The following is a 12585-nucleotide window of genomic DNA, read 5'->3' on the forward strand; positions in this document are numbered from 1 at the left end:
ACGGTAACGGGCACCGCAAAGGCTTCCTGTTCATGGAAAAGAAATACAAAAAAGCCCCATCCTGAGATGGGGCCATAATTATTATTTAGATATAGTCAAAGCGTGCAGTAAAGAAACGGAGCTGCTTCGGCTCGTAAATAAACTTCAGCCCGCGAATATCTTCTTTGTGCTGGTAAAGTTTAATAATACCGTCAGCCACTACATCCATATGCGCGTAAGTATAAACGCGGCGTGGAATAGTCAGACGCACGGTTTCCAGTTTCGGCCTGTGGTGTTCACCGGTCACGTTATTACGGCCCGCAGAGATAATTCCGCGCTCCATACTACGTACGCCGGTTTCCACATAGATACTGGCAGCCAGGCTTTGCGCCGGGAACTCGTCCTGCGTCAGATGCTCGCAGAAGCGACGCGCATCAAGGAATACCGCGTGACCGCCCACCGGTTCAACAATCGGTACACCCGCGGCTTTCAGCTTGTCGCCCAGATAGCGAACCTGCTTCACGCGGTGCTCGATGTACTCATACTGCATGGCTTCGCGCAGACCAATCGCCATGGCTTCCATGTCGCGTCCGGCCAGGCCGCCGTAGGATGGCATGCCTTCGTAGACAACGACTAACTCTTTGGCAGAAGAGAACATTTCGTCATCGTTCATGCACAGGAAGCCGCCGATATTCACCAGACAATCTTTTTTACCACTCATGGTACAACCGTCGGCGTAGCTGAACATCTCATGCACGATCTCTGCGATGCTCTTGTTCTCAAAGCCCTGCTCTTGCTCTTTGATAAAGTAGGCGTTTTCTACGCAGCGGGTAGCGTCGTAGAACACTTTAATGCCGTGTGCTGCAGTCAGTTCACGCACCGCGCGCATGTTAGCCATGGAGACCGGCTGCCCGCCTGCGAGGTTAACCGTGACTGCCAGGCAAATATAGGCAATATTCTCGGCGCCTTTTTCATCAATCAGTTTTTGTAATTTTTTAAGATCGATATCACCTTTAAAAGCAATATTCAGACCGGCATCGTGCGCTTCGTCACGAACGATATCGACAAACACCGCACCATTTTTTTCCTGGTGATAACGGGTAGTAGTGAAATACATATTCCCGGCAACATATTGCCCCGGTTTAATTGCCAGCTGCGATAACAGGTTTTCTGCGCCGCGCCCCTGGTGAGTAGGAACAATATGTTTAAAGCCAAACAGTTCCTGCACGGTTCTTTCCAGATGATAGAAGTTTTCGCTGCCCGCGTAGGCTTCATCACCCATCATCATGCCGGCCCACTGCTTGTCGCTCATTGCGTTGGTGCCACTGTCTGTCAGCAGGTCAATATAAATATCTTTCGAATTTAACAGGAAAGTATTGTATCCCGCTTCTTGCATTTTCTTAAGGCGTTCATCACGCGGGATCATAGATACAGTTTCAACGCTTTTAATACGGAAGGGTTCTGCCGGATAATTCATTTTGTTTCTCCAGTAACAGTGGTCATGTACGTATTAATGTGAAGTAAAGCATACCTGGTTCATCAATAAAGTCTGATGAAATATAACTATTCGCCTCCTGAGTCAGGGGGAGAAATAATGTGGAGGCACTATGCAAGATTTAATTGATTATGGAAATAGCCTGGTCAACATTAATCACTGGCAATAATTTAAAAAGCTGTAAATGTAGGTGATGCAAATCACACGTCATTTTTTTACCCGTTCATATTCAACAAGTTTTTTTTTGCGTGTTGATTTGCCATTTGCGATGGTGCCCCCGTGGAGAGGGGAAATACTGAAAACTTAACTTTCCAGTCTGTGCTCATACTGTATTGCTGAATGAGTACACCCCATTTTGTGAGAGTCGGATCACTTCACGGGTTTATATTTGTGATTCACATCACTAAAAGTGTAAAGCAAAGTGTACAAAACGGCGTTGTTTCAGAGTTTACTATTTGCTTCAGTGAGTTAGATCGCATTTTTGGTCTGATACAGATGGGCGTTATTTTCTGGAAATGGCAGGTATCAGGAGGATGGGACAGGAATGAATTTATACGGTGAATAATACTATGTTTATTGGGATAGAGAGGATTTCTATTTATTCCGAAAGCGTGCTAATCGCGCTTATTTCATCTTATTTACATCTGGACTTCCCGCCAATTACTGGGGTAATTTACAGGGGTTTTATTAGCGCGATGCGAAGGTGCGCCAACACCTCCGCATCGCTAATCACAGTAACTATTTCACGAGAATAGCCATCATGACTGATACGCATTGTATTGCAGTTTCATTTGATCCAGAAGTGTACGTCGCAGATAACCGTTGCCTGAAGGTGGGTTATGCGAGCGGTTATCCTGATTACAGCCGTTTGCCGGTGAAGTATGTCCAGTTTCCGTCCATCGTGATGAAGGGCCAGTGGCTTAAAGCCGCCGGATTCGACACCGGCACCCGCGTCGATGTGCGCGTAATGCAAGGCTGCATTGTGTTAACCGCCCGCACGCCCGAACCCGAAGAGTCAGAACTGATGAAATCCCTGCGCGCCGTGGAAAAGCTCTCCGCGCGTAAGCAAAAGCAGGTGCTGGAGTTTATCGGGGTGATTGCGGGGAAAGGGTCGAAGGGGTGAGAGCGTGATGGTAATTGAGGCGCCGAAGGGCGCCTTTTTTGGGGTATTACGCCACTTTTGCTTTATGCCGTAGTGCGTTCGTTCCAGGCGTCGGTATATTGAATATTGCCATCTACAATACACCAGGTGATTTTTTCATAGCGCAGTTGTACGCTTTCCAAATGTCCAGTTCCCGTTACCGTACGTGTGTCATGCACGATTGGTGTCACTGATACAACTTTTACACCTTCAAGCAGGGTATTAAAGTATTCCACTTCCTGGCCTGCGTCGTTTATGTGATAGAACTTTAGTTCCGCACTTTGAAGTGTCTGACCTGTCGCAACTGCTTTGTAAAGGTATGGGCTGGAGGAATCGATCTCTTTGTCAAAAAGAAATGGGCCATGTTGGCGTGTGCCGGTTAGCTTTCCAGTGGCACCATCGGTTGGAATGCTAAGGTTATGTGTTAAACCACGTAACTCAATACTGCCTTCACGTCCCTGGACATCCGAGCCTCCACGAATCATCGCGCCACCATCGTCTTTTAAAAATAAATGAACGGGTACAGCCATTTTCAACACTCCTTGTAATCAATCATATAACCAGCGGCCTGCTCTGGCTGATTCTGCGAACATACGCACAGTAAGCGGTTTTGACACTTGCTTGATGGGTTCTTTGGTAAACCATTTTCGATAGACCGATTCTCTTTCCCACGGGTAATAGGCCTCGAAATCAATCACAGAAACATCAACGTTATATTTCTCTCCAAAATCATCAATGGCATACGGTAATTCATCCCATTCAGCGTAACCTTGCAGCGGCGTATCAAGTTCAATCGGGATAGGCTTGAAAGTAAACGTTACCGCGAGAGATAACTCCCCCCGAAAAAATTCTAATACCTCATTATCCGTCACCATACGCGATCTTCCTCTCTGGCAATGGTGTTGTAGGTATTCACCGTTTTATAAACAATTTGGGCGACATCATTTGCGAGTAATACCCAACCAATCACAGGAATTGTTCGTCCAACGAATGCCCCCAGATTGTTAGTCATCATTGGTTTTAAATATTTGATACTGGCATTGGTGATGGTAGGAAGCCTGACGGACAATGTTACGTTAAGAAACTCACGAGAATATTTGGAGGCAATTGATGTGCCTTGTGTTGCCCCATATGGTTTACCCCGTGTTTTCAGCAATGGTAACCCAAGAATGATACATGACATTGTTACCACATCTTTAATTCCCCCAAATTGTTCATCAATTTTGTCGAGAAAAATCCAGAAAAATAGCTCACCTGCAGAAATGTTACAGACCCCTTTATAAAAGTATGTTCCGTTGAGTTCCTCTACTGTGTCCATCAGAGATCCTTCGATATGCAATAATTTGCATGCTTATCGTACTCCTGCGTACCCTGGTGGGGGAACGGTAACTGCCGTGGCGTATGTGTTTTTCAGAAAACATAAAAGTGATGTCGTTGATGTCAGACAACATGCCACGCATAGTGCTTTATCAAATTGATACCAATAAGTGACGTCGATAGCGCATCAACCCGTCTTTGCTTGATCAGGTGATATTTTGCGAGCATCATCGCAATTATTTACCTGATAATGAAATCAATGACTTCCAGTAAAACCCTGCAGCAGGCAATTGCCGACATCACCATCTGGCGTAAAGGCGAGCAGCGTGCGCCGCACAAACCTTTGCTGCTGCTACATGTGCTGGCGGGTTATCTGCAGGGTCACGGTCGCCTGTTTGACTACGGTTCGGAGGTTCGCGACCCGTTGCGTAGCCTGCTGGAGCGATTTGGACCACAGCGCGCGCAGTACCGCCCGGATATGCCCTTCTGGCGCTTACAGAGCGATGGGTTCTGGGAGCTACAAAACGCCGAGCAGTGCTCAACATCCGGCAGCAGTAAACAGCCCCCTGCCGGAGAACTGGTGACGCATAACGTTGCCGGAGGCTTTGATGAACAACATTTTGCCCTGCTGAAAAAGAACAAGAACCTCATCAACGCCCTGGCCCAGCAAATCCTCGAAGCGCACTTCACCGAAAGCATTCAGGAAGAAATCGCGGATGAACTGGGGTTTGATATCCTGCAAATCCGCAAACAGCGGGACCCGTTGTTCCGCCAGCAGGTTCTGCGTGCTTATAACTATGAATGCGCCATTTGTGGCTTCAATATGCGCCACGACAGCACTTCAGTTGCGCTTGAAGCGGCCCATATCAAATGGAAACAGCATGGCGGCCCGTGCGAGATTTCAAACGGACTGGCGCTGTGTGCAATCCACCATAAAGCCTTTGATAAAGGTTCGATTGGGCTGGATGAGAGTATGCGAGTTCAGGTGTCACCCGCAGTGAATGGCAGCGGCATGGTGGGCAGACTGTTCTGGGATTTCGACGGTAAATCGATAGCGCTGCCTATGATGCGCGAGAATTATCCAAAAGAAGGTTTTGTAGAGTGGCACAGGAAGGAGGTGTTTAGAGGGTGAGGGTGAGTGCGAAGGCCGGACTCGAATTTCACACCTAATAGACTGATATCAATATTGTTTATAAACAGGAATGAATAGTTATACCCGAACTTGTACCCACAAGTTAAAATCCGTACAAAAAATAGACATTGCAAGTGGGTATAAAGCCATACCAGAAGAACACCGATATGGCTATCAAAGCAAGATTCAGGCAGGAAGGAAAGTTTTCTTCAGAGGCACCAAAAGTTTGGTCTCGATATCGACTTGCTCATAGTTCTCAATAAGCGCACGGACGAGATCATCAAGCGTCCAGAGCGTCAGAGGTATCGTCGAACGGTCGGCTTCATAGCGAGCATCTTTCGTAAAGCCCCCCGTACTGACATAAAGCCCGCGATCGTCTTTATGGCGACCGCCGATAAAGCTGCGAATCTGCTGACTCCCCATTTGCTCCCTGCGATGTTTTACCTCAACGACGATACGTGGATTCTCAAATCCAAATCCATCAGGTGATGCGATGATATCCTTCCCACGATCTGGACCCACAGGAGACACCTGTGTTTTATATCCCATGCTGCGTAAAACTCCTGCAACCAGATACTCCATCTCCTTCGGATCGAGCCCATTAACTCGATCTTTAATACCTTCACGCGCCAACGACTCCACATCGCGAAGCGGATCAGAAACGACCTCATCTTCATCTGTCGCTGTTGGATTATGAGTAATAGCGTCTACAGTGGGTTTCTTATCCTGTAAAAGCTCTTCTGATGCATATTCCGGAAGCTGGAAAACCGTCAGCGTAGAGCCCAATGTGTTTTTGGTAGCAACAGACAATCGATCGCGATCGATTTCTTGAGTATTCCACTTGACCTGCCGAGCAATACCCATCCCCTCTTCCACCCATTCAGGATGATATTGGAAGTCGGATGTGACTTTGCCTAGCAAATAAGTACGGTTGGCTGGCGAATAAGTAATAACCCAATCACCCTTTTGGATCTCATTCACAAAACGCCAGACCTGCGATGCACCAGAACGCGCAGTTCCCAGCTTTGTTAAGGGATCTGCCTCCTGGTATAAGGCGAGCAACTGGGCTCGGGACAGGCCGGGTTTGACTAATGGAGCCAGCTGAGACCAACCGATGCCTACAATTTGCTTATCGCGAAAATCGTCATAGAGCTTGCCGCCGTCACCGCGAATCATCCACATTCTGTTGCCCATACCCGTCCCTTCATGAGGAAAAGAAATTAAGCTGGATCATAAGCTTGTTCGCCGCATGCGTCAAAACCATCAACAACGACGGCCCAGCATTCCCGGATTGTACTTGCGATAATGTGCCCAGTTAAAATTACAGTTTCTATTTGCATGATATTTCGTCCATATAAGTAAAAGCACCAACCAGCATCGGCAGGTGCTTTTTGGAATGAGTAAATTAAATAAGTAAGGAAAGCTGCAGTGTGAATCAGGAAGGCTATTCCCAATATTCACCGTGCCGCGCTAATACGATTTCTTTTCAATAAACCAGTTGCCTGTCGCGCCCGCAGAATATCGACTGCCCGCAGATATGGGGACTGTTCTTGCCAGTCGAATCCCCTGCGATCAATACGAACCAGCCCGTACTTTTCCACCAGAAAATTAACGGCATCGGCCAAAGATATACCGGCATCGATATGCTCCTGAATTACCGTTTCATCACTGAATGGTGTGTCGTTGAGTGTCAGGCCATAATGTTGTTCCAGCAGGCGTGCAAGCAGCATTTGCCAGACTGCCACAGGCGACAGATATAGCGTCGCCGCCTGCGGATTTGTTGCAGGTAGAGTTTTCATATTTGCTCTTGTGAAAGTAGTTAACGATGAGTGGGGTAAACGGCGATGTATACGTAGCCGCAACTGCCAAGGGTATCGGCTTCGCAGGTGAAACCATTGTGGTACAGGGTGGCGCGGTGGGCATGGCGAGGATTCATTTCACCAGTAGTCAGCATCGATTCCATCTGGCTGATAAAATGCGGGAATGCCACATCCAGCTTAAGACATTCTGCTTCGCTGAACCTACCTGTGATACTGGCCCGGTCAGCCAGGTAGTGCAGCTGGTTGCCCTCCTGCACCAGACGTGTTCCCAGGCGCGGCGTGACATCGCGATGCAGGCCCCAAGTGATGTTGCTCATTACAGTTCTCCACTATTGTCAGTTCAGGGTGATGCTCATCAGGCAGGCATAAGGCCCGTTGCGGTCCTGGCGGCGTTCGGCGTACACAGCCAGGACTCCTGTGATATCCGGAACATCCCTGCCGGTGTAATGACAGACGCTACCGTGCCACTGATATTTTCCGGTGCAGTAGCGAAAGATTCGGGACTCAGGATGCTGGCGGTATATCGTCATTGCCCGGCGTTTACTGATAATTTTCATGTAATACCTCACAGCAGACCGTGTTCTGCGAACGACAATATCTGCGTGCCACCGACGATGAGATGGTCAGGCACACGGATATCAACGAGCTGAAGCGCCTGCACCAGACGCTGCGTGATGGTCTTATCTGCCTGGCTGGGTGTGGTGTCGCCGGAGGGGTGGTTATGCGCCAGGATCACTGCTGCTGCATTGAAATACAGGGCGCGTTTCACCACTTCGCGGGGATGGACTTCAGTGTGACTGATGGTGCCGGTAAAGAGCGTTTCGTGGGCAAGCAGCTGGTTCTGGTTATTGAGGTACAGCACGATAAATTCCTCGCGCTCAAGGGTTCCCATCTTCAGCCTGAGCCAGTCGCGAGCCGCCTGTGTGGAGGTGAACGCTACCCCAGGTTCATGCAGATGGTGGTCAAGCAGACTCAGGGCTCGTTTAATGGTGCGCTGTGAGGTCAACGGCAGTTCCGGTGCAAACAGAGTCAGTTGTTTCTCCATGACAAAACTCCTTAATCAATGATGGCAAGAATGGCATGGGATTCAGGGTGCTGCAGAGCGTAATCACGCAGTCGGTAATAATGCTCTGTCATGGCATCGCACTCCGTACGACAGGCGTGATGGCTGTACTCAATCAGACACACCGCAATACCCGCCGCCTCAACGCTCATTTCCGCACTGTTGCCATTCATGTTGTTAAACAGCGCCCATTTCTCATCAATGTCAGCTTCGGGGGCCATAAACGCGCCGCCGTTACTGAGGGTGTAAAACTGCCAGATACCGCCGCTGTAGTCTTCACAGAAGCGGTCCATCCAGCCAAAGATACGGGTCTCGATAAAAATCCACTGTGGGATACGCCCGAAGTGCAGCGGCCAGAAATCCAGGCGCTGTTCATCGGGTACCAGGCTGGTTGTAATGAGGGTAGACATGTGTGAATCACTAATCTGTGAGTGGGCGGTGTCAGTTTGTGTGGTCATGGTTTTGCTCCGTAATAAAAAAGCCAGCCGGTAAGGGCTGGCCTGAAGTGATTATGGGATGCCCGCCGCCGGGGCGGGTGAATTATCAGAATGCGGCTTTCGGCACTGCCTGACCGTTGTAGCAAGTAGCACTGTTACCGCTGATACGGGTACTCACTGAGTGTCGCGTACGCAGCCCCCGCAGAGTTTGCAGCGTTCTTTACAGACCATAACATCGCTGACGGGTGAAACTTCGCCCTGAAACAGGGCGTTGCAGAGTGATGATTTACCCGCACCTGTTTTGCCCGTGATACCAATCGGTTCGTAATTTGTAAGCTGACGTATTCGCTGCATGAGCCGCTCTGAGGCCCATTGCGGTAATTCCGTAAGTGAGTTCTGCTGGTCCTCCTGATTTCTCATGACATCTCCTTAGACAAAGAAAACAAAAACGGCGAATCCTTGATGGATTCGCCGTCATGATGGTTCGTTCAAGCTTATGATATATATCTAAATTTATTTAAGATTAAGTGTCAGATTATGCGACCAAGAGTCAAGGTCAGGATGTCTATACCGCAAGGCTAACTCCAAGGCCTATCCAGTAAAAAGCTGGTAGCAAAACATGAGATCAACGACTGCCATTACTTTAGACACATAGACGAAATAGTGTCTGTTTAGTTTTGATTTTTAATGTATGCATTTGAAATAAAAGTAAATAAAAACCTGGCATGTAATTTGCTTTGTTTTATTAATCAAAGCTAATTAAACACTTATAACATTCGTTTACTTTTTCGATAGTGGGTTAAGAACTACGAATGTAGAAATAAATCCGATATTTAACCCTGAAACTAGTGGTTAGAAAATAAAAGACAGGTGTATATATGACCAAAAATGCTGCATTGTTACTTGCGCCGGGTTTTGAAGAAGCTGAAGCGATTATTGTTCTTGATATTCTCGAACGACTGGGGATTAGCGTAAAGAAAATATCGTGTAGTGATGAGAAGCATATCCAAAGCTATCATGATGTAGGTATTGTGGCAGATACTTTGCTTCGCGAACAATTCGATAATTACTTTGACGCAGTCATCATACCCGGTGGCCCAAAGGGGACAGTAAACCTTTCAGAAAATACATTGGTTATTGATTTCATAGAAAAACATGATCGCCTCGGAAAATTAATATGCCCTATATGTTCAGCGGCTGCGAAAGTGCTCGCACCTCATGGTTTACTTAAAGGAAGGAGGTATGTTTGCTCCGGGACTCTTTCTGAAGGAGTTACAGACGGAATCTATGTCGATGCCCCAGTTGTTCGGGATGGAAATCTGATAAGTGGACAAGGATTAGGAGCTGCTTTTGATTTCGCATTCAATCTCGCAGGTATACTTACCCTGGATTATGAGCGTACTTTTCGTCAGGCCGAACATATTAACTACAAGTTGACTCTGATTGAAAATAGCTAACAAACCATAGAGACTGCCAATTTAATAACCAAAGTATTCGGCTTCATATTACCCTTATATTCACAACTGAAATAAATTCGGAAGGACATGAACAGCGACTAAAGCACCAGGAACTTGGCAAGTTGTCTAGGGAGGATTGAGCAAACAACCAGTTAGTGTCGAAAGTGAATATAAAATCACATATTGATCATAAACCATACCTATCCATATCATTGTTATTGTTATTGTTATTGTTATTGTTATTGTTACGGTTTAATTGATGGTCTGTTTTTTGCATAAATGTATTCAGATAACTAATCAAGGCACTGAATATGACATTACTTTATCAAAACCCTATTATACATGCCGATTATGCCGATCCTGATGTTATCCGTACTGGTGATGATTTCTGGATGGTTGCGTCCAGTTTTAACCAACTTCCAGGTCTGCCACTGCTGCATTCTCGTGATCTGATTCATTGGCGTATTGTTAATTATATTGTAAAGCGACTTCCCTCACCTGAATACGATATTCCTCAGCCTGGAAAGGGGGTCTGGGCACCTTCTATTCGTTTCCACAACAATCGGTTCTGGGTTTTTTACAGCCTGCCTGACGATGGAATATTTGTGACTCATGCCTATGATCCTATGGGGGAATGGAGTGAACCCCATTGCCTGAAAGCTGCCCCTGGTTGGATTGATCCTTGCCCACTCTGGGATGATGATGGAAGAGCATGGTTGGTTAACGCGTTTGCATTTAGCAGAAGTGGTATCAAAAACAAACTACAACTCACTGAAATGGCACCAGATGCCTCCCGTTTGTTGGGTGAGGGATGCGTGATTTTTGATGGTACACCGTCACATCCCACGCTGGAGGGCCCTAAGCTGTATAAACGAAACGGGGAATACTGGATATTCGCCCCAGCAGGTGGAGTAAAAAGGGGGTGGCAAACGGTCATGCGTTCTCAAGAATTGACAGGGCCGTGGCAGTATCGTGATGCTCTCCATCAGGGTAGCTCTATCGTAAATGGTCCGCACCAAGGCGCATGGGTTGAACTTATGAACGGGCAGAGCTGGTTTTTCCACTTTCAGGATAAGGGCGTATATGGTCGCATCGTTCATCTCCAGCCAATGTGCTGGTCAGAAGATGGCTGGCCATGCATTGGCGAGAAACTTGATGAACATGGGAAGGGGCAACCTGTCTTGGTACAATCGTTGCCTACGCTTCCTTTGACGCCCTGCGAGTTACAGACCAGCGACAATTTCCTGGACGGTATCCCAGGGTTGCAGTGGCAATGGCAGTCAAACCCCCAGCAAAACTGGTTGCGCCCTGGAGCGCAGGGTTTGCATTTACGCAGTGTTCCTGCCGTTGCCGATCTCAGTATTTATCATTTACCACATCTGTTGCTGCAAAAATTTCCTGCAGAACGGTTTACCGTAAGCACTTTGATAGACCTGTCGTTAAGCCTTGAGGGCGATGAAGGTGGTGTGGTGATATACGGTCAGCGTTTTGCTGCGCTTTGCGTAAAGTGCTCTACTGGTCGTCGGCAACTCATATTTCGTCATGGCTGGATAAATGATAACGGTTATCTTGATGAAACATCGTTGACATTGGCCGATGTTACGGAGCTGGAGCAGGTAGAGCTTAGTTATCATGTAGATTATGGTGGTTTGGTCAGATTTACCTGGTGTTCACCAGGTAGAACATGGCAGCAGGTAGAGCCAGGGTTTTCAGCCGGAGCCGGTAAATGGATTGGAGCGAGGATGGGGATTTACGCACGCGGAGCGTTAACCGGCGGTGAAGGGGCTTTCCTTTTCAAATCATTCCGTATCATAACCGAGTAATAACAGCAGGGCAGTCAGACTGCCCTGCTGGGTAAAACATCAATCGAAATAGTAACGGATACCTACACGGAGACGTACCTGGTTATCATTATTCTGATCTTTGTCTAACCATGCGATTTCTGTATAGGGCATCCAGTTTTTATTCATACGATAACGGGCAACAATACTGGGTTCCCAGTGTGTTTTCTTTCCGTTAGATGCATAATAATCACCCGTATTAACAAAAAATTCTGGGTTTAGCTGAAGCCATAATTTATCTGTAGCCTGATAGTTTAGAAATAAGTCAATTTGGTGAGTGTCGTTATAATCCATATATCCGTTGTAATCGGTTTCTTTATGCGTCATATGATTATAGCGATAACGTGTGCTAAAACTCAGTACCTTGTTTAATTTATAATCAAGGCTAATGTAGGGGGCAATTTTCGTCCCTGCTGAGTCAATATCACTCAATCCTCCTGGGGTAATACTCCATTTGTCATTTAGCGGAACCGGATACCAGCCCTCGAACTCCTGAAAGGAACTTTTCATCTGGTCAAAATTATGGCCCAGATCATACATGGCAGACACAAGTACCCCTGCACCATTATCAAAAATATGCCCCCCACCAATTTTATACTGATTTTTTTCAGGACCCCATGTATGAGCATAGCGATTATCAACCCATGTCGCAGCAGCCAGTGCATTGAGGGATAAGCAAGACAATGGTAATCCTATAATAATTGCATGTAATTTTTTCATTTTTATTCCTGTAGATCTTGATATGATTTTTGTTAATGTTTTGATGTGAAAAAAGACATAATTAACAAAGCAATTCCTGTGCCAAAAAATAAAATCAAATAATTACATGGAGTTATATGTAAGTGTGCAAAAGTATTTAGACACTTAACTTGAAAGGTTGGTATTAATATCGTTTGAGAGGTT

At 46.7% G+C, this 12585-nt stretch carries 15 protein-coding genes and 1 pseudogene; 4 read left to right on the forward strand and 12 right to left on the reverse strand.

All coding sequences use genetic code 11. The features are described from left to right. Nucleotides 1-85: 85 nt before the first annotated feature. Nucleotides 86-1456 (reverse strand): tyrosine phenol-lyase, encoded by a 1371-nt coding sequence (locus tag OGV93_RS15435; RefSeq protein ID WP_016155590.1) that lies wholly within the window; start codon nucleotides 1454-1456, stop codon nucleotides 86-88. A gap of 778 nt (nucleotides 1457-2234) precedes the next feature. On the opposite strand from OGV93_RS15435, the gene symE reads away from it, so the two are divergent. Beyond that, the gene (symE, locus tag OGV93_RS15440; protein WP_016155589.1) at nucleotides 2235-2597 is read left to right on the forward strand and encodes an endoribonuclease SymE; all 363 of its coding nucleotides are present in this window, start codon (nucleotides 2235-2237) and stop codon (nucleotides 2595-2597) included. Between the two features lie 62 nt (nucleotides 2598-2659). Here the strand turns inward: symE and OGV93_RS15445 are convergent, their stop codons facing one another. The 3 genes from OGV93_RS15445 to OGV93_RS15455 are packed head-to-tail and all read right to left on the reverse strand — an operon-like array spanning nucleotide 2660 to nucleotide 3933. After that, nucleotides 2660-3145: an Hcp family type VI secretion system effector gene (locus OGV93_RS15445; RefSeq protein WP_016151545.1), complete on the reverse strand. Its 486-nt coding sequence runs from the start codon at nucleotides 3143-3145 to the stop codon at nucleotides 2660-2662. 18 nt (nucleotides 3146-3163) lie between these two features. Continuing rightward, on the reverse strand, nucleotides 3164-3490 hold the full coding sequence (locus OGV93_RS15450) for a DUF1493 family protein (protein WP_016155588.1): 327 nt from the start codon (nucleotides 3488-3490) through the stop codon (nucleotides 3164-3166). After that, nucleotides 3484-3933 (reverse strand): STM2901 family protein, encoded by a 450-nt coding sequence (locus OGV93_RS15455; protein ID WP_094169251.1) that lies wholly within the window; start codon nucleotides 3931-3933, stop codon nucleotides 3484-3486. The genes OGV93_RS15450 and OGV93_RS15455 overlap by 7 nt, the downstream gene beginning before the upstream one ends. Before the next feature lie 258 nt (nucleotides 3934-4191). Between OGV93_RS15455 and OGV93_RS15460 the strand changes: the two genes are divergently transcribed. Further along, on the forward strand, nucleotides 4192-5064 hold the full coding sequence (locus OGV93_RS15460; RefSeq protein ID WP_103928875.1) for a phosphorothioated DNA-binding restriction endonuclease: 873 nt from the start codon (nucleotides 4192-4194) through the stop codon (nucleotides 5062-5064). Nucleotides 5065-5250: 186 nt separating this feature from the next. On the opposite strand, the gene OGV93_RS15465 is transcribed toward OGV93_RS15460, so the two are convergent. The 7 genes and pseudogenes from OGV93_RS15465 to OGV93_RS15495 form a co-directional block, all read right to left on the reverse strand. Then, nucleotides 5251-6240, reverse strand: a complete 990-nt coding sequence (locus OGV93_RS15465) for a restriction endonuclease (protein ID WP_491018513.1) — start codon at nucleotides 6238-6240, stop codon at nucleotides 5251-5253. Nucleotides 6241-6521: 281 nt separating this feature from the next. After that, nucleotides 6522-6863, reverse strand: coding sequence for a TA system toxin CbtA family protein (locus OGV93_RS15470; RefSeq protein WP_024360470.1), 342 nt, complete (start codon nucleotides 6861-6863; stop codon nucleotides 6522-6524). Between the two features lie 20 nt (nucleotides 6864-6883). Beyond that, entirely contained in the window at nucleotides 6884-7201 is a 318-nt protein-coding gene (locus OGV93_RS15475; protein ID WP_287109683.1) for a type IV toxin-antitoxin system YeeU family antitoxin, read from the reverse strand. Between the two features lie 18 nt (nucleotides 7202-7219). Then, nucleotides 7220-7441, reverse strand: a complete 222-nt coding sequence (locus OGV93_RS15480) for a DUF987 domain-containing protein (protein WP_000691995.1) — start codon at nucleotides 7439-7441, stop codon at nucleotides 7220-7222. Between the two features lie 8 nt (nucleotides 7442-7449). Continuing rightward, the gene (gene radC / locus OGV93_RS15485) at nucleotides 7450-7929 is read right to left on the reverse strand and encodes a RadC family protein (RefSeq protein WP_287109685.1); all 480 of its coding nucleotides are present in this window, start codon (nucleotides 7927-7929) and stop codon (nucleotides 7450-7452) included. A gap of 11 nt (nucleotides 7930-7940) precedes the next feature. Beyond that, nucleotides 7941-8405 carry an antirestriction protein gene (locus OGV93_RS15490; protein ID WP_502873837.1) on the reverse strand — a complete coding sequence of 155 codons (465 nt, stop codon included), beginning with the start codon at nucleotides 8403-8405 and terminating at the stop codon, nucleotides 7941-7943. 201 nt (nucleotides 8406-8606) lie between these two features. Continuing rightward, nucleotides 8607-8804, reverse strand: a pseudogene (locus OGV93_RS15495) (GTPase); the annotation flags it as partial. A gap of 458 nt (nucleotides 8805-9262) precedes the next feature. Here OGV93_RS15495 and OGV93_RS15500 point away from each other — a divergent pair. Further along, nucleotides 9263-9841, forward strand: coding sequence for a DJ-1/PfpI family protein (locus OGV93_RS15500; RefSeq protein ID WP_287109686.1), 579 nt, complete (start codon nucleotides 9263-9265; stop codon nucleotides 9839-9841). A 311-nt stretch (nucleotides 9842-10152) separates the two neighbouring features. Next, a complete protein-coding gene (locus OGV93_RS15505) occupies nucleotides 10153-11664 on the forward strand; it encodes a glycoside hydrolase family 43 protein (protein ID WP_287109688.1) in 1512 nt (503 codons plus the stop codon). Between the two features lie 39 nt (nucleotides 11665-11703). Here OGV93_RS15505 and OGV93_RS15510 read toward each other — a convergent pair whose 3' ends face one another. Next, nucleotides 11704-12402, reverse strand: coding sequence for an oligogalacturonate-specific porin KdgM family protein (locus OGV93_RS15510; protein ID WP_287109690.1), 699 nt, complete (start codon nucleotides 12400-12402; stop codon nucleotides 11704-11706). Nucleotides 12403-12585: the final 183 nt, after the last annotated feature.

Source organism: Citrobacter sp. Cb031 (assembly GCF_030336725.1).
Taxonomy (GTDB): Bacteria; Pseudomonadota; Gammaproteobacteria; order Enterobacterales; family Enterobacteriaceae; genus Citrobacter; species Citrobacter braakii.

What these genes read in the sequence shown, in the direction of transcription:
- OGV93_RS15435 (WP_016155590.1), bottom strand. Translation starts at nt 1,456, where the DNA reads ATGAATTATCCGGCAGAACCCTTCCGTATTAAAAGCGTTGAAACTGTA.
- symE (WP_016155589.1), top strand. Translation starts at nt 2,235, where the DNA reads ATGACTGATACGCATTGTATTGCAGTTTCATTTGATCCAGAAGTGTAC.
- OGV93_RS15445 (WP_016151545.1), bottom strand. Translation starts at nt 3,145, where the DNA reads ATGGCTGTACCCGTTCATTTATTTTTAAAAGACGATGGTGGCGCGATG.
- OGV93_RS15450 (WP_016155588.1), bottom strand. Translation starts at nt 3,490, where the DNA reads ATGGTGACGGATAATGAGGTATTAGAATTTTTTCGGGGGGAGTTATCT.
- OGV93_RS15455 (WP_094169251.1), bottom strand. Translation starts at nt 3,933, where the DNA reads ATGGACACAGTAGAGGAACTCAACGGAACATACTTTTATAAAGGGGTC.
- OGV93_RS15460 (WP_103928875.1), top strand. Translation starts at nt 4,192, where the DNA reads ATGACTTCCAGTAAAACCCTGCAGCAGGCAATTGCCGACATCACCATC.
- OGV93_RS15465 (WP_491018513.1), bottom strand. Translation starts at nt 6,240, where the DNA reads ATGATTCGCGGTGACGGCGGCAAGCTCTATGACGATTTTCGCGATAAG.
- OGV93_RS15470 (WP_024360470.1), bottom strand. Translation starts at nt 6,863, where the DNA reads ATGAAAACTCTACCTGCAACAAATCCGCAGGCGGCGACGCTATATCTG.
- OGV93_RS15475 (WP_287109683.1), bottom strand. Translation starts at nt 7,201, where the DNA reads ATGAGCAACATCACTTGGGGCCTGCATCGCGATGTCACGCCGCGCCTG.
- OGV93_RS15480 (WP_000691995.1), bottom strand. Translation starts at nt 7,441, where the DNA reads ATGAAAATTATCAGTAAACGCCGGGCAATGACGATATACCGCCAGCAT.
- radC (WP_287109685.1), bottom strand. Translation starts at nt 7,929, where the DNA reads ATGGAGAAACAACTGACTCTGTTTGCACCGGAACTGCCGTTGACCTCA.
- OGV93_RS15490 (WP_502873837.1), bottom strand. Translation starts at nt 8,405, where the DNA reads ATGACCACACAAACTGACACCGCCCACTCACAGATTAGTGATTCACAC.
- OGV93_RS15500 (WP_287109686.1), top strand. Translation starts at nt 9,263, where the DNA reads ATGACCAAAAATGCTGCATTGTTACTTGCGCCGGGTTTTGAAGAAGCT.
- OGV93_RS15505 (WP_287109688.1), top strand. Translation starts at nt 10,153, where the DNA reads ATGACATTACTTTATCAAAACCCTATTATACATGCCGATTATGCCGAT.
- OGV93_RS15510 (WP_287109690.1), bottom strand. Translation starts at nt 12,402, where the DNA reads ATGAAAAAATTACATGCAATTATTATAGGATTACCATTGTCTTGCTTA.